The organism is Pseudomonas sp. BJa3 (assembly GCF_026343815.1).
Taxonomy (GTDB): Bacteria; Pseudomonadota; Gammaproteobacteria; order Pseudomonadales; family Pseudomonadaceae; genus Aquipseudomonas; species Aquipseudomonas soli.
In genome coordinates, this window is record NZ_JAOXMC010000007.1 from 185081 (window position 1) to 205430 (window position 20350).

Genomic DNA, 20350 nt, shown 5'->3' on the forward strand with positions numbered 1-20350 from the left:
GTCCTTGTCGTGTCAGCTGAAGGTATGGCGGCTCAGGGGCATGCTGCGCACGCGCTGGCCGGTGAGCTGCGCCACGGCGTTGGCCACCGCAGGCGCCACCGCCGGCAGCGGCGGTTCACCGATGCCGCCCATCTTTGCCCCGCTCTCGACGATGCGCACATGCACCCGGGCCATGCGCGACGGCGGCAGCACCGGGTAGAGGTCGTAGTTGCGCGCCCGTGGCATGCCGTTCAGCCACACCGATTCTTCCAGCAGCACCTGGGACAGACCCAGGGATACCGCGCCGTTGACCTGGGCCTCGATGATCGCCGGGTTGACGATGCTGCCCGGGTCGATGGCCTGCCAGATGTCGTGCACCTTGACCTGGCCGCCCTCCAGCGACACTTCGGCGATGACCGCCGCCTCCGAGCCGAACGGCGAGGCCATGGCCACGCCACGGGCGCGCTTGCTGCCGTCCTCGGCGGTGAACGGGCCGCGCTTCCAGCCGCCGGACAGCTCGCCCACCGCCTGCAGCAGGGTGGTCAGGCGCGGGTTGTCCCGCAGCAGTTGCAGGCGCAGCTCGAAGGGATCGTGGCCGCCCTTGTCGGCCAGCTCGTCGAGGAACGACTCGTAGAAGAAGTCGTTCAGCGAATTGCCCACCGAGCGCCAGTAGCCGAGCATGGCCGGGCCTTTGACATAGATCTGCGCGATGCGCTTGTTGGCGATGGCGTAGGCCTTGCCCGACAGCCCTTCGAGGGCGGTGGGGTCTACCGTGTCGCCCTGCTTGCCGGCAATGGCTTCAGTCGGGCCTTCGGTGGCGCTGATCGCCTCGATGGCCACCGGCAGGCCTTTTTCGTCCAGCGCGGCGCGGAACTTGACCACAGCCATGGGGCGCATGGCATCGCGCAGGAACTCCTCCTCGCGGCTCCAGATCAGTTTCACCGGCCTGCCGACCGCCTTGGCCAGGGCGATGGCCTGCGGGTAGGGGTTGGCCGAGTCGTACAGGAAGTGCCGACCGAAGAAACCGCCGAGCAGTGGCGAATGCAGGGTGATCCGCGCCGGGTCCAGGCCGGTGCGCTTGGCGATGTCGTCGCGGAACATGTCCTGGGCCTGGTTGGGCAGCCACACTTCCAGCGAGCCGTCGGGGTTGAAACGGGCGGTGGCGGAGGGCGGTTCCAACTGCGCGTGGTTGAGGAACTGGTTGTGGTAGGTGGCTTCGACCTTGGTCTTGGCCGCGGCCAGGGCGCCGGCGACATCGCCGTGGTTTTCCTCGTCGCGGCTTGGCCCGGTCTGGGCGGCCAGGTGTTCGCGCCAGCCATCGCTGGAGAAATCGGCAGGCATAGGCCGCACCTGGCTGTCGGCTGCCACTTCCTTCCAGTCCACCTGCAGCGCTTCCACCGCACGCTTGGCGTGCCACCAGCGTTCGGCGACCACGGCGACCGCACCGGGCAGTTGATGCACCGAGTGCACGCCCTTCATCGCCTTGACCTGTTCCTCGTTGCGCAGGTTGCCTACGGTCATGCCCAGGCGCGGGGCATGCTGCACGGCGGCGTGGAGCATGCCGTCGACCTTGACGTCGATGCTGTAGACGGCCTTGCCGGTGGACTTGTCGTAGGCGTCGAGGCGCTGCACCGGCTTGCCGATCCAGCGGAACTGGCTGGGGTCGCGCAGCTTGACGCTGGCAGGGTCAGGCACAGGCAGGTCCATGGCCTTGGCGGCCAGTTCGCCGTAGCCCAGCGCACGGCCCGAGGCCGCGTGCACCACCTTGCCAGGCTCGGTGCTCAGTTCACCCACTGGCACCCCCAGCTGCTCGGCGCCGGCCTGCAGCAGCATGGCGCGGGCCAGGGCGCCGAGGCGGCGCATGGTCGGGTAGCTCATGCGCACCGACATGCTGCCGCCGGTGATGCGCAGGCCGTTCTCCATCACCACGTAGGCCTCGCCCGCCGGCGCGCTTTCGACCACGAAGGTGGCCGGGTCGGCGTCCAGTTCTTCGCCGATGATCTGCGCCATGGCCGTGTTGACGCCTTGCCCGCCCTCCATGAACGGGCTGAGCAGGTGCACGCTGCCGTCGGGGCGGATTTCCAGGAAGGCTGGCACCTGGGTGCCGCGCTCGGTGTTCGCGGTGGCGGCCTGCACCCGCGCCGAGCCCAGCGGCAGGCCGAAGCCCAGCACCAGGGCGCCGATGGCGCTACCGGCAAGAAAACGCCGGCGTGACAGGTTGACCGTTTCGCCGCTGCGCAGCCGTGCCAGGTCGTCAAGGGTGTCGAGACGCGCGTTCATCAGGCGTTCTCCCCTTGGGCCAGTTCGTGCACGGCGGCATGGATGGCGTTGTAGGTACCGCAGCGGCACAGGTTGACCATGGCCGCGTCGATCTGTTCGGTGCTGGGCTTGGGGGTGTGCTTGAGCAGCGCGGTGGCCGCCATCACCTGGCCGGACTGGCAGTAGCCGCACTGGGCCACCTGGTGCTCGACCCAGGCGGCGACCACGCGCTTGCCTACGGCGTCGGCTTCGATGGCCTCGATGGTGGTGACTTCACGACCGACCACGCCGGCCACCGGGGTGACGCAGGCGCGCACCACATTGCCGTCCACCAGCACCGAGCAGGCGCCGCATTGGGCCAGGCCGCAACCGTACTTGGTGCCGGTCAGGCCGAGGTCGTCGCGGATCACCCAGAGCAAGGGCGTGTCGGCGTCAGCCTCGACCTGGTAGGTCTGCTGGTTGATTCTTAGTTCCATGGGCTCACCTGCTGATCATCGGTTCTGGAAGCGGGGAATACGCTGTTCCCCAATCCAGAAACGCTAGCACATGGCCCCGTTGCGCAATCGATGCACCCCGCAGGTTCAGAGGATCAGGCAAGCAATCCGGCGGAATGCGCAAGCCTCCTCAATCGATGCGTGGGTGCTGCTGGGCCAGGGTCTTGCGCTTGGCCTCCAGCTCGGCGATCTGCGCGTCGATGTCCTCGATCTTCTGTTCGATGTTGTCGTGGTGCTCCTGCAAAAGTTCGCGGGCTTCGTCGATATCCGAGGCGGCCGGGGCGGCGCCGCGCAACGGACGGTTGGCGGTCTCCTTCATGGTCAGGCCGGTGAGCAGGCCGATCACGGCGATCACCATCAGGTAATAGGCCGGCATGTACAGGTTGTCGGTGGTTTCCACCAGCCAGGCGGCGAGGGTCGGGGTCAGGCCGGCGATCAGCACCGAGATGTTGAAGGCGCTGGCCAGGGCGCTGTAGCGGATATGCGTGGGGAACATCGCCGGCAGGGTCGAGGCCATCACGCCGATGAAGAAGTTCAGCAGCACGGCGAGGATCAACAGGCCGGCGAAGATCACCGCCAGCTTGCCGCTGGTGATCAGCATGAACGCCGGGATCGCCAGGGCGAACAGGCCGACGCTGCCGATGATGATGAATGGCTTGCGCCCCCATTTGTCGCTGAGCAGGCCGATGATCGGCTGCACGAACAGCATGCCGACCATGATCGCGATGATGATCAGCACGCCGTGGTCTTCGCTGTAGTGCAGGTTGTGCGAGAGGTAGCTGGGCATGTAGGTGAGCAGCATGTAGTAGGTGACGTTGGTGGCGATCACCACGCCGATGCAGGTCAGCAGGCTGCGCCAGTGCTGGGTCGCCACCTCCTTGAACGAAACTTTCGGGCCGCTGGCCAGGCCTTCGCGGTCACCTTGCTCGAGTTTTTCGACGTGTTGCTGGAAGGCCGGGGTTTCTTCCAGCGCGTGGCGCAGGTACAGGCCGATCAGGCCCAGCGGCAGGGCCAGGAAGAACGGCAGGCGCCAGCCCCATTCGAGGAACTGTTCTTCGCCGAGGAGCGTCGAGATCAGCACCACCACGCCGGCGCCGAGGACGAAGCCGGCGATCGAGCCGAAGTCCAGCCAGCTGCCGAGGAAGCCGCGCTTGCGGTCCGGGGCGTACTCGGCGACGAAGATCGAGGCGCCGGTGTATTCACCGCCCACCGAGAAGCCCTGGGCCATCTTCGCCAGCAACAGCAGGATCGGCGCCCAGATGCCGATGCTGGCGTAGGAGGGGATCAGGCCGATGGCAAAGGTGCTCAGGGACATGATCACGATGGTCGCGGCCAGCACTTTCTGGCGCCCGTAGCGGTCGCCCAGGGCGCCGAAGAACAGCCCGCCCAGCGGGCGGATCAGGAAGGGCACGGAGAAGGTGGCCAGCGCCGCGATCATCTGCACGCCGGGGCTGGCGTTGGGGAAGAACACCTTGCCCAGGGCATAGGCGACGAAGCCGTAGACGCCAAAGTCGAACCATTCCATCGCGTTGCCCAGCGCGGCGGCGGTGATGGCCTTGCGCATCTTGGCGTCGTCGACGATGGTGATGTCCTTCAGGCCGATGGGCTTGACGGGTTTTCTGCGTGATTTCATGGGCCGTTGTCCTTGAAGGCTTGGGGGCATGGCCATGGTTTGGCCAGCCTTGTACCTAGGGTCAGATACAACGGCGCGCTAAATAATTCCCTGCTGGATCATTTGTGTGCGGCACGGATGGCTCTGGCGCGGGGCAAGCCCGCTTCTATATAGGCCATCGGGCAAGCGATCAGAGCGTGCGTGACATCAGCCAGTGCTGCTGCCCCCAGGCCTCGAAGGGTTCCAGCGCTGCCCAGCCACGCTTGGCGTAGTAGGCGCTCTGGTCTTGGGTGTGCAGGTAGAGCGTGGAGACCCCGCTGCTGCGTGCATGGTCGCAGATGCCTTCGATCAGTTGCTCCGCCAGGCCTTGCCCTCGTGCTTGCGGGGTGACGAACACGCAGGCCAGCCACGGACCAAGGTCGCTGCGCCCGGGCAGGTCGTCGCTGGCCAGGGCGGCGCTGCCCAGCAGGCGGTCGCCGTCGAGGGCGACCAGGCATCGCCATTGGCCGTTGCGCTGGCCTTCGGCGAACTCGCGTTGCCAGTCGCTAAGCGGCACGTCCGCGTACTCGTAGTGGAACTGTTGGTGCAGCCACTGGGCGAGGGTATCGCTGTGGGCCATGTGGTGTTCAAGCCAGTCCAGGCGGGGCATGACGATGTCCTTTTCAGGGGCAGGGAGGCCGCAGGTGGCTGCTGGCCTTTGCGCGAAGCATACACCGCGGGGCGTGAATCATAAGGGTGATGGCATTTTGATTTTCAGGGGGCGCAGCCGCTATCCTTGCGCCTGCATTCATCAAGGAAGAACCATGCGTCTGTCGTCCTGCTTCAAATCGGTTGTCGCCCTGTCACTTGCCGGCCTGCTCGGCGCCTGCTCCAACTACCACTACAAGGAATACCAGGGCGACTGGGCGCCGGAAACGATGGCGCCCCATGATCTGTCCGGTAACCAGGCCGACGCACCGGTCGTGTACTTCGCCACTGTCCGTTACCGAGCCTTGGGCGTGCCGTTCCATCGGCTACTGCTGGCCACCCATGTCGATGACCAGTTGCTCGAAGGGGCCGGGCGCCGGTCGATTCTCGATATTGCAGGCAAGCAGGCGCTGCGCCTGACGCCGGGCAAGCACTCGCTGAGTTGGTGCTGGGCCTCGATGAATGCGCTGGGAACCGGTGGCGGCAAATGCGGTTTCACCGCGCGTGACGTCGAGTTTCGTGCAGGCAAGCGCTACATCGTCGACTTTGATACGGTTGATGCCATCAATGGCCCACCTGGGCGAGAGACGATGACCATCACTATTACCTCCGAGATTCGCGACCTCGATACCCAGGAGGTGGTCTACCCGCCCAAGGGTAGCGAAGCGTTGACCAAGCGCATGGGCGGTTGAGGATTTGCTCTGATGCAGACTTACTGGCCACTGTTCTGGCCCAATAGCAGCAAGGTCGATCACAGCGCGCCGCAGGTGCGTCTCGATGCGCTGTTGCCGATCGTAGGGACGGTCACGCTTGCCTATTTCGAGCGTCATGAGCGCATTCAGATTGATGAAACCGTACGGCTCATCTGGTGCCCAAGTGTTTCTGATCTCAATGGCTGGAGTGAGCAACCTTCTGAAATCGCCTTCAGCCATGTGCTGCAGGCCAGGGTGGTCGCACTGGATGCTGCTCCTGAATCGACAATCAACGCTGCGCATTTCGGTTTGCGTGGGCACATGCTTGAGGTTTTGTCCCTCGAGCGATTGCTACCGGCCTTGCGTGGGTGGGCAAACGGTACCGGGGCATGGTCGTTGCCTCAAGCAGCAGCCGGGGATGGCAGTCTGCAGCTCTGGGCAGAACTGAACTGGTGCGGTCGGGCAGAGGTAGCAGGGTACATTTATCTTGTCGGTAATACGCGGGCCGAGTCGCATCTTGAACTGATTTTAGAACGTGATGGCGATAATCTAGTCGGCTTGTTTCACGTACAGCGAAATCCCGCCGGGACCTTTTTCGATTTCGGCGCGACGTATTTCACCGAATTAGAACGTTGCTTGCTCGAGCGGGTGCTGAATAGCGCGCAGCCCTTGTGTGATACTCATCCCCTTTATCTGCTCGAATAACCCGGGGCACAGAACACTTGATCAGTGACGCGATGTTTGGTTTTTAATCGATGTTGGCCAGGTTTTCCTTCTGCCCGCAAGCCGGGAAGTTGAACCAGCAGGCCGCGTACGACTAAAGTCCGGTGTCTCCCGCTCGTGTCTAGAAGTACCGTTGGCTCAAACAGTCGGCAAGTTTGATTGTTGGACAATCTAGCGCGTCAGTCCCTCTAGCCTCTGCAATACGGGGTGTCGGGTGACCAGGTGGTCATGCCAGGCTTCGGGTGGTAATTGGCAGTCATTAACTTTTCCGTGAGCGTTCCAGTGAATAACGCTCAACTTTCTAAAGTTATTGCACGTGTGCCGATAACTCTCGGTAACCGTGCCGGGAAGTTCCAAGTGCTGCGATTCTCGCTGTGCCTTTGCCTGCGAATGGGTGTTGTATGTCGTACCTGTCTGCTATTGATTGCCGTCGCGTATCGCTGTGTGTCGTACTGGCTTGCCTGTCCCTGGGCAACGTGCGTGCCGAGACGTTCGTGCCTGGCCAGGAAGTGTTGCGCCAACAGCAACAGCAACAACAGGACCTGCAGCAACTGCAACTGGAACAACGCCGCCGCCAACTGCAGCGCGGTGCGTTCACAGGGCCCGATACTTCCGCGCAGATCCCCCAGGCCGCGGCCCCGGACACGCACTGCTGGCCGCTGGCCGGAGTGCGGGTGGGCGGCGTCACCCTGATCGACCGTGCCGCCCTCGATGCGCGCATCGACCCGCTGGTGGCGGCGTGCATGGGCGTGGGGCAGATCAACCAGCTGCTGGCGAGTATCACCGCGCTCTATCTGGAAAAGGGCTATATCGCCAGCCGACCGTATCTGACCAGCGCCCCGGCGGCCGGGCAGTCGCTGGACATCCTGGTGGACGAAGGCTACCTGGAGGCCATCGAACTGGCCGACCAGCGCCTGCCGGTGTCCCTGGCCGGGGCCTTCCCCGGCATGCTCGGCGAGCCGCTGAACCTGCGTGACCTGGAGCAGGGCCTGGACCAGCTCAACCGCCTGCGCTCGGTCGACCTGACCGCCGACATCGCCCCCGGCAGCCAGCCGGGCGCCTCGCGGATCATCCTGCGCCCGCGCAGCGCCGGCCAGCCACGGGTGGCCGTGGGCCTGGGCCTGGACAACCTCGGCAGCGCCAGCACCGGGCGCGACCGTCGCGTGCTCAGCCTGGGCCTGGACAACCCGCTGGCACTCAACGACCTGCTCAGCCTGTCGGCCAGCGATACCCTCAACCAGGGCGACCGTTACAGCCGCAACGCCAGCCTGTACTACGCGATCCCCTATGGCTACTGGACCTTCAGCCTGTTCGCCAGCCATGCCGAGTACCGCTCGCCGGTCAAGCTCAGCAGGCTGACCCTGCATAGCCGCGGCATCACCGACCAGCTCAGCCTGCGCGGCGAGCGCGTGCTGTGGCGCGACCAGCGCCATCAACTGAGCGCCAGCCTGCAACTGGCGCACAAGGATGTCGACAGCGAGTTCGCCAAGGTCCGCCTGGACGTGCAGAGCCCGACACTGACCGTGGCCGAGGCCGGGCTCAACCTGTTCTGGCTCGACCGCGCGGTGTGGAACCTGGACCTCAACTACGCCCAGGGGCTGCACTGGTTCGGGGCCGACGATGACGCCGATCGCCCGGTGCCCGACCTGCCCAGGGCGCAGTTCCACAAGTACCGCGCCGGGCTCAGCCAGTGGCGCAATGGCCAGCTGCTGGGCCAGGCCTGGCAGTGGCAGAGCCAGCTCAACCTGCAGTACAGCCCGGACCCGCTGCCGGCCATCGAGCAGTTGCTCGGCACCGACGATTCGGCCGTGCGCGGCTACCGCATCAGCAGCCTGTCCGGCGCCAGTGGGGCGGTATGGCGCAACACCCTGCGCCTGCCGTTGCGGGCGCAGGGGCCGTTGAGCGTCACCCCACGGCTGGGCCTGGACCACGGCTGGATCAAGGCCGACCACGGCGCCGCCAGCCAGCGCCTGAGCGGCGCGAGCCTGGGCGTGAACCTGGGCTGGAAGGCGCTGCAGCTGGACATCGACTACCAGCGCAGCCTCAACACTCCCCGCGGTCACCAGCGCGAGCCCGAAGTCTGGCTGTTGCGGGCCGCCGTGCAGATTTGAGCGCACCGATTCAGCAGTACCTACATGGAGAGTGACCTATGCCCAAGACCCCCTTTACCTTCAATTTGTCCCCGCAAGGCAAGCTGCGCTGGGCGATCGCCAGCCTGCTGCTGGCCACCAGCCTGCCCCAGGCGCTGGCCGGCGGCGTGGTGGTCGCCCCCGGGCCCGGGGGCACGGCGCAACTGCAGACCCAGGGCGGCGTGCCCATCGTCAATATCGTCGCCCCCAACGGCGCGGGCCTGTCGCATAACCAGTTCCTCGACTACAACGTCGACCGCCAGGGCCTGGTACTGAACAACGCCCTGCAGACCGGGCACTCGCAGCTGGCCGGCGAGCTGGCGGCCAACCCGCAGTTCCAGGGCCAGGCGGCGAGCGTGATCCTCAATGAAGTGGTCAGCCGCAATGCCTCCGCCATCAATGGCGCCCAGGAAATCTTCGGCCGTGCCGCCGACTACGTGCTGGCCAACCCCAACGGCATCTCGGTCAACGGCGCCAGCTTCATCAACGCGCCCAACGCCAGCCTGGTGGTGGGCCGGCCCGAGCTGGAAGCGGGCCGGCTCAAGGCCCTGGGCACCCAGGACGCCAACGGCCGGTTGCAGGTGCAGGGCGCTGGCCTGCGCAACGACGGCGGTTCGGTCAACCTGATCGCCCCGCGCATCGACAGCCAGGGCCGCCTGGATGCCCGGGACCAGCTCAACCTCACCGTGGGCCGCAACCAGGTGGATTACACTAGCGGCCAGGTCAAGGTGCTTGACGGGGGCGCGGCCAGCGGCGAGCAGCGTATCGACGCCAGCCTGTTCGGCGCGATGCAGGCCGGGCGCATCAATATCGTCAGCACCGCGCAGGGTGCCGGGGTGCGGGTCGGGCCGGAGCAGATCGAAGGCCGCGACGGCGTGCGCATCGACTCGGCGGGTGACCTGAACATCAGCGGCGCCGCCGTGGCCGACTCGCTGCAAGCGACCCGCGCGGGCGTGCGCAGCAGCCAGGGAGATGTGCAACTGCGTGGTGCCCAGGACCTGACCCTGGCAGCCGCCGACGTGGCCGGGCGCGACGTCAAGCTCGACGCCGGGCGCAACCTCACCCTGAGCACCGTGCAAAGCCGCAAGCTTCAGGAAAAACGCGAGAACTGGCGCAGCGGCGCGTTGGGCATCGATTGGGAAACCTACCAACGCACCCAGACCGACAGTGATACCCGCGAGCATGGGGTGCAGGTCGTGGCCGAACGTGATGTACGGGCGAACGCCGGCCAGGATCTCACCGTCAATGCCGCCAGCATCGAGGCGCCCGGCCAACTGAGTCTGAACAGCGGTGGCGACCTGCGCCTGACCGCCGCCACCGAACGCCAGGTCAACAGCGACCAGGGCAAGCACACCAAGGGCTTCTGGAAGGCCGACTGGGACAACCGCAGCGAAACCCAGCGCAGCGTCACCAGCCAGCTCAAGGGCGGCGATATCGAACTGCGGGCCAAGGCTTCGGTGCTGGCTGAAGGTGCCCAGCTGACCAGCGGCCAGGACATCCGCATCGCCGGCAAGCAGGTGCAGATCAGCAACGCCTCGCGCACCGACCAGCGCGACAGTCAGAACCAGCAGAGCAAGTTCTTCGGCGTCAGCCACAACGAAGCCAAGCAGAACAGCCGGGAAAGCACCGCCGTGCGCAGCGAGCTGGTGGCCGGTGGCAGTGTCGGCCTGAACAGCGCCGAAAGCATCGAGGTGGTCGGCTCCACGGTCAAGGCCACCGGCGCGTTGAACGCTGACGCGGCGGGCGACCTGAAAGTCGCCTCGGCCCAGGACACCCGCGAGCATGGCAGCGCCAGCAGCAGCCGTGGTTTCGTGGCCTCGGCCAAGGAGACCGCGTCGGGCTCGGGGCAGTATCGCGCTGGCGTCGGCTATGCGAGCGATCGCCAGAGCGCCACTGGCAGCCAGGTCAGCCAGCAGGGTTCCAGCCTCAGCGGCAGCGAGGTTCAGCTGACCGCCGGCGCTGACCTGACCGTCAAGGGCGCAGCGGTGAAGTCTACCGCAGGCGATACCACCCTGGCCGGCAAGCAGGTGTCGTTGCTGGCCGAGCAGGACAGCCGCAGCGAGTCCCGCGACAGCAGCCACACCGGGGGTGGCGTCTACCTCACCGCCGGCCTCGACCGTGCCGGCGCCGGGGTCGACTTCGCCCATGGCACCCAGCAGGACACCTCGAACAGCAGCACTGCCAAGACCTCCGGCATCGACAGCGCCGGCAGCTTGACCATCAAGGCCGACACCCTGGCCAGTGAAGGCGCGCAGGTCAACAGCGCCGGCACCCTCAGCGTCAGCGCCAACCAGGTGGACAACCGCGCGGCTCGCGACACCACCAGCAGCAGCCACCAGCAGAGCAACTGGACGGCGGATGTCGGCGTCAATGTCGAGTACAAGGACATCGCCCGGCCGATCGCCGGGGTGGTCAAGGATGTGGTGGGCGGCAAGGTATCGGTGAAGGACGCGCTCGACGGCAAGCTGCCGCTGGGCGATGTCAAGGACGTGCTTGCCGGCAATACCACGCTGACCGACGCCTTGGGCAAGCTCGGCACGCCGAACCTGGGCGTCGACCTGGCCGTGGGCCATGCCAGCCAGCAGCAGGGCGAGCAGACCGGCACCGCGGTGGTCAGCCAGTTCAACGGCCAGGGCGTCCAGCTGGACGTGGCCGGTGCGCTGAAGGACCAGGGCACCCAGTACAACGCCAACGGCGGCGCGCTGAACATCAAGGCCGGCGCGTTGCAGGCCGACGCCGCCAGCAACACCCACAGCCGCAGCGAGCAGCAGGTGAATGCCGATGTATCCGCCCGGGTCTACACCAAGACCGGCGAGGACCTGAATGTAACCGCCAGTGGTTCGGGGGGGAGCAAGAGCCTGGCCGAAGACCGTTCCACTGCCGTGGTCGGCACCTTCACTGGCAATCAGGGCCTGAACATCCAGGTCGGCGGCGATGCCCGCTTCGAAGGCAGCCACCTCGACGGTGGCCAGGGCGCGGTGGCCGTCAACACCGGCGGCAAGCTGGCCCTGCAGCAGGCCAGCAACCATGAGCGTCGCGACACCAGCAGCCTCGCTGGCAGCGCTTCGCTGACCGTGGGCACCTTGCCGGTGGGCGACAAGGTTGACCTGGGCGCGGGGCTGCAACTCGACCATGCCGGCGAACACAGCGCCGACAGCAAGGCCCAGGTGGCGAGCATCAGCGGCAGCGGCCCGGTGCGTCTGGGCAGCGGTGGCGACCAGACCTTGCAAGGTACGCGCATCGACGCGGCGGGCCCGGTCGAACTCAAGGCCGGTGGCGCTCTTGACCTGCAGGCCGCCAGCGACACCCGGACCGTCAGCGGCAGCCACCTGGGCGGCGGCCTCAATCTCGGCGGCAAGGCAGCCACCGGCGAGCAGGGCCGCGACCTGAGCGGCAAGCTGGGCGGCAACTTCAATGTGGGCCAGACCAACGAACGCTCGCAGACCCTGAGCGGCGGCCAGCTGAACAGCCACGCCAATGTGGACCTGGCCGGCCAGTCGGTGCATCTGCAGGGCACGCAGGTCGCAGCTAGGGGCGTCAACGTCGGCGCAGGCGAGGGTGGCCTGGCGCTGGAGTCGGCGCAGTCCACCCAGAGCCGCAACAACTGGGGCGTCGAGCTGAAGGCCGGCGGCAACCTGAGCCGCAATACCCCGGCCGACGCCGACAAGCAGGCCACTGCGTCCCATGATTTCGACCTCGGCGGCAAGGTGCATGTGGATCATCTGCAGGGCACCACCCAGCAGAACAGCCGGATCGCCGCCGACACGGTGGCGTTGAACAGCACGGGCGCGGCGCAACTGAGCGGCGCCCGTGTCGAAGGCCAGCACATCGGCGGCAAGCTCGACGGCGGGCTCAGCATCCAGGAGCGTCAGGACACCACCACCTCGGTGCGTCTCGACCTGGGCGCCGGCCTGGTCGGCAAGCCGGGCGAGGCCAAGGAGGGCGAAGCCAAGCCCGCCTTCGGCTACACGCCGTCGTTCAATGCCCAGGGCGAGTTCGTGCGCAAGGCCGGGGTCCAGGAAACGTCGCAGATCACGGCGCAGCGCGAGCTGGGGCTGCAGGTCAAGGGCGTGGAGCAGGGCGGGAACACGGTCGGGGCCGAGGTGAAACCGCTCGGTTACCAGGTCAAGGCCACCCTCGACCTGCCCAAGCTGCCTGAAGCCGGCCTGCCCAGCGTATCGCTGGATGACGGCAAGCTGAAGGTCGGGCCGGTGACGGTCGAAGGTCATGTCGATGGCTGAGCATCTGCCCTCACACCAATGAGGTCCGGGGCGCTTTGCGCCCCTTTTTGTTGGTTTGCATTGGGGCGCGGTGCCTGTAGTCCGATCAATGATGCAGAGATGGCTTTAGGCCAGCGTTAAGCGTTATCTTCCCCTCCAATTTTGCTTTTGCGACCCACGCCGACTCGATACGGCACGGCGTTGCGTCGAATGGAAGGACGCCAGGAATGAATCGAAAGGAAAAAGACATCCTGTGGTTGGGTGAGGAGTACGCCTCGCTTGGGCCTGCAGTACGTGCGGCATTGGGTATCCTGCTGGAGCGCGGTGAGTGGGGGTGGTGGGATGCTCGAGCGCTGATACCGGTCCACCTGGAGAAAGCTGTTTGGCGCAACGGGCCGGTCAGTTGGGGGGGGGATGCCAGCGTGCTCAATGCAGAGCAGTGGGTCGATCCTCTGCGCGCCATCGCGCTTGGGCGGGCCTTTGAGAGTTTGTCATGGCGAGAGATGCCAGCGATCAAGCTTTCAAGATCGGTATGGGATTGGGAGGGGGGAGCCGATACCATCGCCTCGGTTTTAAGCGAGCTTTCCCTGCTGGTGGGGCCGGGCTATGTCTTTCCAGAATGGCAGCGTAATGCCAAACCTCGCTTTCCGCGGATCCACAAGGAGCGACCACGATCCTATGTGGCCGCTGGCCCTGATTTACCCTTAGAGAATCTATTGGTGGGGGAGTCGGAGCAACTGTCCTGGGAGCTGGCCACGCGTCGTGACGATGTGGTCGACATTCTGGTAGTCAGCAACCTCGAGTCCTTACGCGCGGTCGCTGCTGCAAAACTGGTCATCGTTCAGGGCAATCCGCTGGGTAGCGTGCTCGCACAGGTCAGCCGTTTGCGTGATGACCTGAGTGCACAGTGTGTGTTGCAGATTAACGCTGATAACCACGGCGTCATTCATTGGCTACATAGTGTGCTGTGGTTGTGGTCCTATGCAGGCATGACCTTCGTCCAGGCAGTCAGGCAGGCAACGGATGAGCGTGGTCTGCAGTTCCACGTTCTTTCTTCCACGCAATCCTTCTTGAATGTTCGTGGGGGTTTTCCCGAAGACTCAATGATCAAGGCACGGAGGGTTCCTGACCCTGTACGCCGCGATCCAGGACCGGATCGACTTACGCCTGGGGTTATCGATTCCGTATCGAAAGAGCTCGTCAAGGAGACGCCGTCCACCGTGCCGCCCAAGGAGCCCCCGCCAAAGGTGTTGCCGCCGGAGATTACAGAGCGGCCAGTCGAGGATTACCGCGTTCCTGTTTTGCGCCCAATGCCTGATACTCGGCCGCCTTCTCCCTCCAGGGAGGCCGTTTCTCGGCCTCGGCGTCCAGTGAAGCCGAGGCCGTCCCCGCCGATCGAAAGGGTGCTGACTGCATCGGCCCGACAGGGCCAGAACCCAGTCGATTACTGGCCGACAACAGGCCAGGTCGAGTTGGATCTTGCGATTGTGGTAAAGACGCCGTTGCAATCCGGTACCCCGACATTCCCGGAGGACAGAATCGAGTGGGTAGATGATTACAAGGGGCTGCAGATCCACTTGTTCGAGTTTGGGCAAGCCCCCGTGACTCGTCCGCTGTACTTGCCAAAGACTGATGGGTCAGGAGTCGTTACCTTTATCCGGGAGGGGAGATGTGGCGAGGTCGACCTGCGCTTTGTGGTAAGCGACGGTGCGCAAATCCTTCAAACCGCCCGGTTGCAGGCTAAGCCGAATGAAACCATCAGTTTCTTTATCGAGAATGTGGTCACACCGCTGCATCGTGAAAAGAAGACGTTCGACCTTGCCCTGCTGGTCAACGACAGTCTGGGTAACCAGCCCAGCGTTTCTATCATTACCCAGGCAGGGAAACCGATATTCGTTCCGTTGGGCAATGATGAAATCGCAGAGGCCCCTAAAGAACTGCTATTTACGCTGCAGAGTGCGGTGAATAACCCCGAGGCAGATCTGGCCCCGCTGATGATGGACCTGGCAAACGACGGCGCGCTGCTTCAGCGAGTTTTGACAGAGCGCGAACCGCAGTGGCCGGGCAGTGAAGGGCGTTTGCAGCTGGTTTCGCAAGATCACGCATTCTTTCCGATCGAGTATCTATACGATGGGCCGATCCCACCGTCCAGAAAGGCTCCGCTGTGTAGTCAACGCGTGACGTGCCTCAAACGAGGAAGTGCCGAGCCGGGCTGTGGAATCCGAAAGGCCCGTGAGCAACTATGCCCAATGGGGTTCCTGGGTATATCGGGCATCATTGAGCGGCATACCTGGACGCCGGGACAAGCGCCGAACCTATGGAACAGACCGCCCGTTGAACAGCCCGGAAGGCATCGGATCGATGACCTGTCGAAGGTGGTCTTTACCGCCAGTGACCGGGCCGATGTGTTCTGGGACGGTGATGTCGAACAAGAGGTCGTGCGGCTCCAGACGATTGAAACAGCACTTGCGGTCAAGCGGGTGGCAACGTGGGAGGATTGGACTTACAGGCTGGAACTGGAATCACCTTCGATGTTGCTCATGATTCTGCACAAGGACAAAAACTGGCTGTACACAGGGGCGGAAGATTCACTCTCACTTGGCGGCATGAGCGAGCAGCATGTAGGCGGTGCTCCCCTGGTGATCGCAATTGGGTGTTCGACTGGGTTGGGCGAAATGCCCGGGAGCAGTTTGCCGGCAATTTTGCGCAACTGTGGAGCGAGTGTAGTGATCGCGGCCATGACCAGCGTACTCGGCCGCCATGCCAACCGCGTGGCCCGTGATCTGGCCAAGCACTTGCGTCAGGCGGCCAGCGCATGGGGCACCGTTCATATTGGAGAGATCATCAGTGCGTTGCGCCGCCAGTTGTTGATCGAAGGCGTGGCGCTGGGGCTTGCCGTGGTCGCCTTCGGTGATGCCGATATCGCCCTGGGCAAGGATGGCAGGTGAGCATGTTCAGAGTCAGGTCTATACAGGTTGACCACGGTGATTCGCTGCTGGTCAGCTACACGAGCGATGGCCATGTCCGTCATCTTCTCGTGGACGGTGGTCCGGCAAATCCCTCTAAAACCTTGCAGAAGGTGCTGAACAAGGTACTTGGGGAAGAAGGTGTGAATGGCCGGCTTCGCCTTGAGGCACTGGTTGTCACGCATTATGACCTTGACCACATCGAAGGCGTGATCGAACTGTTGCAGCAGAAACCGTCCTGGCTTGAGATCGGTGATGTCTGGTTCAACGGTTACGAGCACCTGCAGCCCGCGGACAAACTTGGCCCTGCGCAGGGCGATAAGTTGAGCAGGTTGATTCGATCCCTTGGATTACCCTGGAATGCATCTTTCCCAAATGACAGGGCGGGTGGCGAAGGAGGGGCGATCCACCAGGGCGTCTTGCCAGTAACCCTGCCAGGAGGGCTTGAAGTGCGTGTGCTTTCTCCCGATGAGCCAGGTTTGAAAGCGCTCGCCAGAGTATGGACGAACCCTCAATCACCGCCGCCCGATGAAGGCGTAGTGCACGGTGATAGTTTAGGCCCGAATGATCGCTGGCCGCTGAATGACTATCGTGACTACCGCATCGGGGGGTTCACCGCTGATGGATCGACGCCCAATCGAAGTAGCATTGCTTTGCTTCTGACCTTCGACAACAAGCGGGTATTGCTGGCGGCCGATGCGTTAGCTTCAGTGGTCACCAGCGGTCTCAAGATGCATCTGCCCGATATCAGACCCATTGATCTTTTGAAGGTTTCCCACCATGGCAGCAAGCGCAACACAGATCGGGATTTGCTGGACAGGATCAACTGTCGGCGATTCTTGATCAGCACGAGTGGCGCGAAGCATAAACACCCTGACTTTGATCTGATTGCTTTGTTGCTGAGCAGAAACAACTGTCCAGACATCATTTTCAATTATGGCAAGGGCCATTGGCCTGGAGAGTGGCGAAACAAGCCGCCCAGCTGGCGGTTTAACGCTGTCTTTCCTCGGTCTAACGATCTGTTTGTGGACATTGAACTCTAGGCTTTGTACGAACAAGCGCTGGGCGGGGCGAGCCCTAGGCATGACGTCATCGCAGGTCATGTGTGCAACCAGGCCCTTGCCTGCAACGCCCTCGCTCAGACCGCCGAAAACACCGACCCGGTAATCCGTTCGCTCAACAGCTCCAGAACCCGCAACCCCGCCAGCGAGTTGCCCGAGGCGTTCAGCGCAGGCGACCACACGCAGATGCTGTAGCGCCCCGGCACCACCGCGACGATGCCGCCGCCCACGCCGCTCTTGCCCGGCAGGCCGACCCGGTAGGCGAAATTGCCGGCCTCGTCATACAGCCCGCTAGTGGCCATGATCGCGTTCACCTGCTGCGCCTGGCGTGGGCTGAGCACCTGCTCGCCGCTGTGCGGGCAGTAGCCGCTGTTGGCCAGGAAGGCGAAGCCACGGGCGACGTCGGCGCAGCTCATCGACAGCGCGCAGTGATGGAAGTAGCTGCGCAGCACCGCGTCGACATCGTTGTGGAAGTTGCCGAAGGCCTGCATCAGGTAGGCCATGGCCGCATTGCGTGCGCGGTGCTGGTACTCCGACTCGGCCACCACCGTGTCGCTGACGATACGCGGGTTGGCCGCCAGGCGGCGGACGAAGTCGCGCATCGACAGGGTCGGTGTGGCATAGCGCGATTGGTTGATGTCGCAGATCACCAGCGCCCCGGCATTGATGAACGGGTTGCGCGGGCGGCCCTTTTCCACCTCCAGCTGCACCAGCGAGTTGAACGCCTGCCCCGAAGGTTCGTAGCCCAGCCGCGACCAGATGTCCTCGCCGCTGTGATTGATCGCCTGCACCAGGCTGAACACTTTGGAGATGCTCTGGATCGAGAACGGCGTGCGCGCATCCCCGGCGCAGTGCAACTGGCCGTCCAGGCTCTGCACGGCGATGCCCAGCTGGTTGGGGTCGACCTGGGCGAGGGCGGGAATGTACTGCGCCACCTGGCCCTGGACGAGCAGGGGGCGGACGTGGTCGAGGATCTCTTGCAGGAGTGCTTGCATCGGAAAACCTGGTGCGGAGGAAAGACGCGGTGGAAAACGTTCAGGTAGACGATGGTCGCTGGCTGTGGAGCACATCTGCCCGCGTCGACTCTTGTGATGATGCGTTACCTGCAGGCGCCGGCTTGCCCCGCGCCTGCAGCGACCATGCTTTACGCGTTGGAGGTTGCCTCGAACGCCGTGGCGTACTGCACACTGCCCTTCGGCACATCACCGCTGAAGGCCAGGGCCTGGAAGTACTCGGCAGGCACCCCTGGCAAGGTCAGGCCCGGCTGGGCCTTGAAGCCGAAGCGGGCATAGTAGCGCGGGTCGCCCAGCACCACGCAGCCCTGGCCGGCAAGCCCATGCAGCCGGGCCAGCGCGGCATTGATCAGCGCCGAGCCTATGCCTTGCCCCTGGCGCGCCGGCGACACCGACACCGGCCCGAGGCCGAACCAGCCGCTGGCGCCCGACGCCAGGGTGACCGGGGAAATCGCCACATGGCCGACGACGGTGCCGGCTTCCACTGCCACCAGCGAGACAGTGAGCTGCCCCGCCCGACGCAACGCCGTGACGATGAACTGCTCGGTGTGGCTGCTGTGCTCGGCGTCGGCGAAGGCGGCTTCGGTCAATTGGCCGATGGCGTCGATGTCTTCGGGGCGTTCGTCGCGCAGGGCGATGCCATTGTCCAGGTGTCTGCGCGTGTCGGCGTCGATCAGGCCGCGCAGGGCCTCGAACAGCGGAGTGGCGGCGGTGTAGCGCTTGCCGTAGTTGAGGTTGAAGGCGTAGTCGAAGCCCGGAGGGTTGCGGCCCTGGTTGTGCTGCAACAGGGTCTCCAGTTTGTCCAGGGCCTTGACCGCCTGGGCCTCGGCGGACGTCGCGGCTTCATAGTCTTCCCACAGCCCCATGATCTCCTCGCGCAGAGGCGCATCCAGGCTCGCCATCAGTTGCAGCAGGTCGTCGCGCTCCTGCTGGCTCTTGTCGGGGAAACCCTGCTTGCTGACAGCGGGCACGTCGCCGCTGATGGCCTCGCCGAGGTCGTGGACCAGGCACATCTTCAGGACCTTGAGCAGGTCGAGGTCGCCCAGTTCGTCGGCGAAGGTGATGGCCATCAGGCACAGCCGCCAGGTGTGCTCGGCGGTGCTTTCGGCACGGCCGCTGGAGGTATGGGCGCTGCGCAGCACGCTCTTGAGTTGTTCGGCCTGGCGCAGGAAGTCCAGGCGGTTCTGCAGCTTTTCGATGTTCATGGTGACTCCATGTCCTGGGGCGGTTCAGCGTGTCGGCATGATAACCCCAGACGCCCGTCGGCTTTCATGGATCTGACGCTTGCATGTTCGGGGTACTCAATCCCACGCCTGCTGCCGTGCCAGCACCGATGCCGGCGTTTCACCCACCAACTCGGTATACAGGGCTGGCGCGGTGGCCCCTTCGGTGCTGATCAGCAACACCCTCGAAGCGCGCCCGAGGCCCACCCGGGCCGCCAGCGCAGGCACCGCCATCAACCGCGCCAACCCTGCCAGCCCGGCCACCGCCGACTCACCCGCCAGCAACGGAATGTCCCGGGCACTGCCTTGCGCCAGACGGCGCATCGCCGCGATGGCATCGCAGTCACCCAGGGTCATGAAGAAATCGACGCTCGGCTGCAGGAACCGCCATGCCAGTGGTGAGGTTTCCCCGCAGGCCAGCCCGGCCATCAACGAGTCCACCGAGCCGCTGGCGGCACGGGGCTGGCCAGCCATGGCGCTTTGCAGCAGGCAGTCGGCCTGCTCGGGTTCGACCACGATGAAGGTCGGACGCTGCTCACCCATCAGCTCCCACAGGTAGCTGACGATGCCCGCCGCCAAGCCACCCACGCCTCCTTGCAGGAACACATGGGTGAAGGCCGGGTCTTGTCCTCTGGCCTCGACCAGTTCGGCGGCGAGGGTTCCGTAACCCTGCATCACATCGCCGGGAATCTGTTCGTAGCCATCGTAGGACGTGTCTGAAACGACCTGCCAGCCGTGGGCCTGGGCCAAGCCCGCGGCGTGCGCCACCGAGGCGTCGTAGTTGCCCTCGACCCGTACGATCTGCGCGCCGTAGGCGGCAATGGCCTGTTCGCGCTCCATGCTGACGTGGGCGTGCAGGACGATGACGCAGCGACATCCCACGCTTTGCGCGGCGGCGGCCAGGGCGCGACCATGGTTGCCGTCGGTGGCGCTGACTACGCTGAAACCGGCCAGCTGGCTGGCGTGCCGCCCGGCGAACAGGTCGGCGGCGGTGAAACCGTGCCCGGGGAAGGTGCGCAGGATCAGGCGCACCAGGGCGATGGGCGCCCCCAATGCCTTGAAACTGCCCAGGGGTGAGCGCACCGATTCGTCCTTGACCCGCACCTGGCCGACACCCAGTTCGGCGGCCAGGTCCGGCAGGTCGTAGAGTGGCGTGCCCGTGGCACGCAGTTGCGGCCAGTGCGCCAGCCATTGGCGGCTCTCGTTTGCCTGGCGGATGTTCATCAGGGCTTGCAGGGCGCGAGGGTAGGGCGTGCGGGTGGCGTTGGGGTTGGCGAATAGCATGTGATTCT

At 64.7% G+C, this 20350-nt stretch carries 13 protein-coding genes and 1 pseudogene; 6 read left to right on the plus strand and 8 right to left on the minus strand.

The window, feature by feature from the left end:
• Positions 1–12 precede the first annotated feature (12 nt).
• From OH705_RS10555 to OH705_RS10570, 4 genes are all read right to left on the minus strand, one after another.
• Positions 13–2259 carry a xanthine dehydrogenase family protein molybdopterin-binding subunit gene (locus OH705_RS10555; RefSeq protein ID WP_267302134.1) on the minus strand — a complete coding sequence of 749 codons (2247 nt, stop codon included), beginning with the start codon at positions 2257–2259 and terminating at the stop codon, positions 13–15.
• Positions 2259–2714 (minus strand): (2Fe-2S)-binding protein, encoded by a 456-nt coding sequence (locus OH705_RS10560; protein ID WP_023631311.1) that lies wholly within the window; start codon positions 2712–2714, stop codon positions 2259–2261. Before OH705_RS10560 ends, OH705_RS10555 begins: the two co-directional genes overlap by 1 nt.
• A gap of 148 nt (positions 2715–2862) precedes the next feature.
• Complete coding sequence (gene proP, locus OH705_RS10565) at positions 2863–4365, minus strand: glycine betaine/L-proline transporter ProP (protein WP_023631310.1); 1503 nt, start codon at positions 4363–4365, stop codon at positions 2863–2865.
• Positions 4366–4534: 169 nt separating this feature from the next.
• Positions 4535–4993, minus strand: coding sequence for a GNAT family N-acetyltransferase (locus OH705_RS10570; RefSeq protein ID WP_267302135.1), 459 nt, complete (start codon positions 4991–4993; stop codon positions 4535–4537).
• 154 nt (positions 4994–5147) lie between these two features.
• Between OH705_RS10570 and OH705_RS10575 the strand changes: the two genes are divergently transcribed.
• The 6 genes from OH705_RS10575 (at position 5148) to OH705_RS10600 (ending at position 16804) form a co-directional block, all read left to right on the plus strand.
• A complete protein-coding gene (locus OH705_RS10575; RefSeq protein WP_094010484.1) occupies positions 5148–5723 on the plus strand; it encodes a hypothetical protein in 576 nt (191 codons plus the stop codon).
• Positions 5724–5735: 12 nt separating this feature from the next.
• Positions 5736–6428 (plus strand): hypothetical protein, encoded by a 693-nt coding sequence (locus OH705_RS10580; protein WP_267302136.1) that lies wholly within the window; start codon positions 5736–5738, stop codon positions 6426–6428.
• Positions 6429–6847: 419 nt separating this feature from the next.
• The gene (locus tag OH705_RS10585) at positions 6848–8557 is read left to right on the plus strand and encodes a ShlB/FhaC/HecB family hemolysin secretion/activation protein (RefSeq protein ID WP_267302137.1); all 1710 of its coding nucleotides are present in this window, start codon (positions 6848–6850) and stop codon (positions 8555–8557) included.
• A gap of 38 nt (positions 8558–8595) precedes the next feature.
• Positions 8596–12816 (plus strand): hemagglutinin repeat-containing protein, encoded by a 4221-nt coding sequence (locus tag OH705_RS10590; RefSeq protein ID WP_267302138.1) that lies wholly within the window; start codon positions 8596–8598, stop codon positions 12814–12816.
• Positions 12817–13022: 206 nt separating this feature from the next.
• The gene (locus OH705_RS10595) at positions 13023–15743 is read left to right on the plus strand and encodes a hypothetical protein (RefSeq protein WP_267302139.1); all 2721 of its coding nucleotides are present in this window, start codon (positions 13023–13025) and stop codon (positions 15741–15743) included.
• A gap of 2 nt (positions 15744–15745) precedes the next feature.
• Positions 15746–16804, plus strand: a complete 1059-nt coding sequence (locus OH705_RS10600; protein ID WP_416383574.1) for a ComEC/Rec2 family competence protein — start codon at positions 15746–15748, stop codon at positions 16802–16804.
• Between the two features lie 95 nt (positions 16805–16899).
• Here the strand turns inward: OH705_RS10600 and glsB are convergent, their stop codons facing one another.
• The 4 genes and pseudogenes from glsB to OH705_RS10620 form a co-directional block, all read right to left on the minus strand.
• Positions 16900–17817: a glutaminase B gene (gene glsB, locus OH705_RS10605; RefSeq protein ID WP_038705799.1), complete on the minus strand. Its 918-nt coding sequence runs from the start codon at positions 17815–17817 to the stop codon at positions 16900–16902.
• A gap of 149 nt (positions 17818–17966) precedes the next feature.
• On the minus strand, positions 17967–18473 hold the full coding sequence (locus OH705_RS10610; protein WP_267302231.1) for a GNAT family N-acetyltransferase: 507 nt from the start codon (positions 18471–18473) through the stop codon (positions 17967–17969).
• A 9-nt stretch (positions 18474–18482) separates the two neighbouring features.
• Positions 18483–19040: pseudogene (locus tag OH705_RS10615) on the minus strand (HD domain-containing protein); the annotation flags it as partial.
• Positions 19041–19136: 96 nt separating this feature from the next.
• Positions 19137–20342 carry a diaminopropionate ammonia-lyase gene (locus OH705_RS10620; protein ID WP_267302141.1) on the minus strand — a complete coding sequence of 402 codons (1206 nt, stop codon included), beginning with the start codon at positions 20340–20342 and terminating at the stop codon, positions 19137–19139.
• Between the last annotated feature and the right edge of the window lie 8 nt (positions 20343–20350).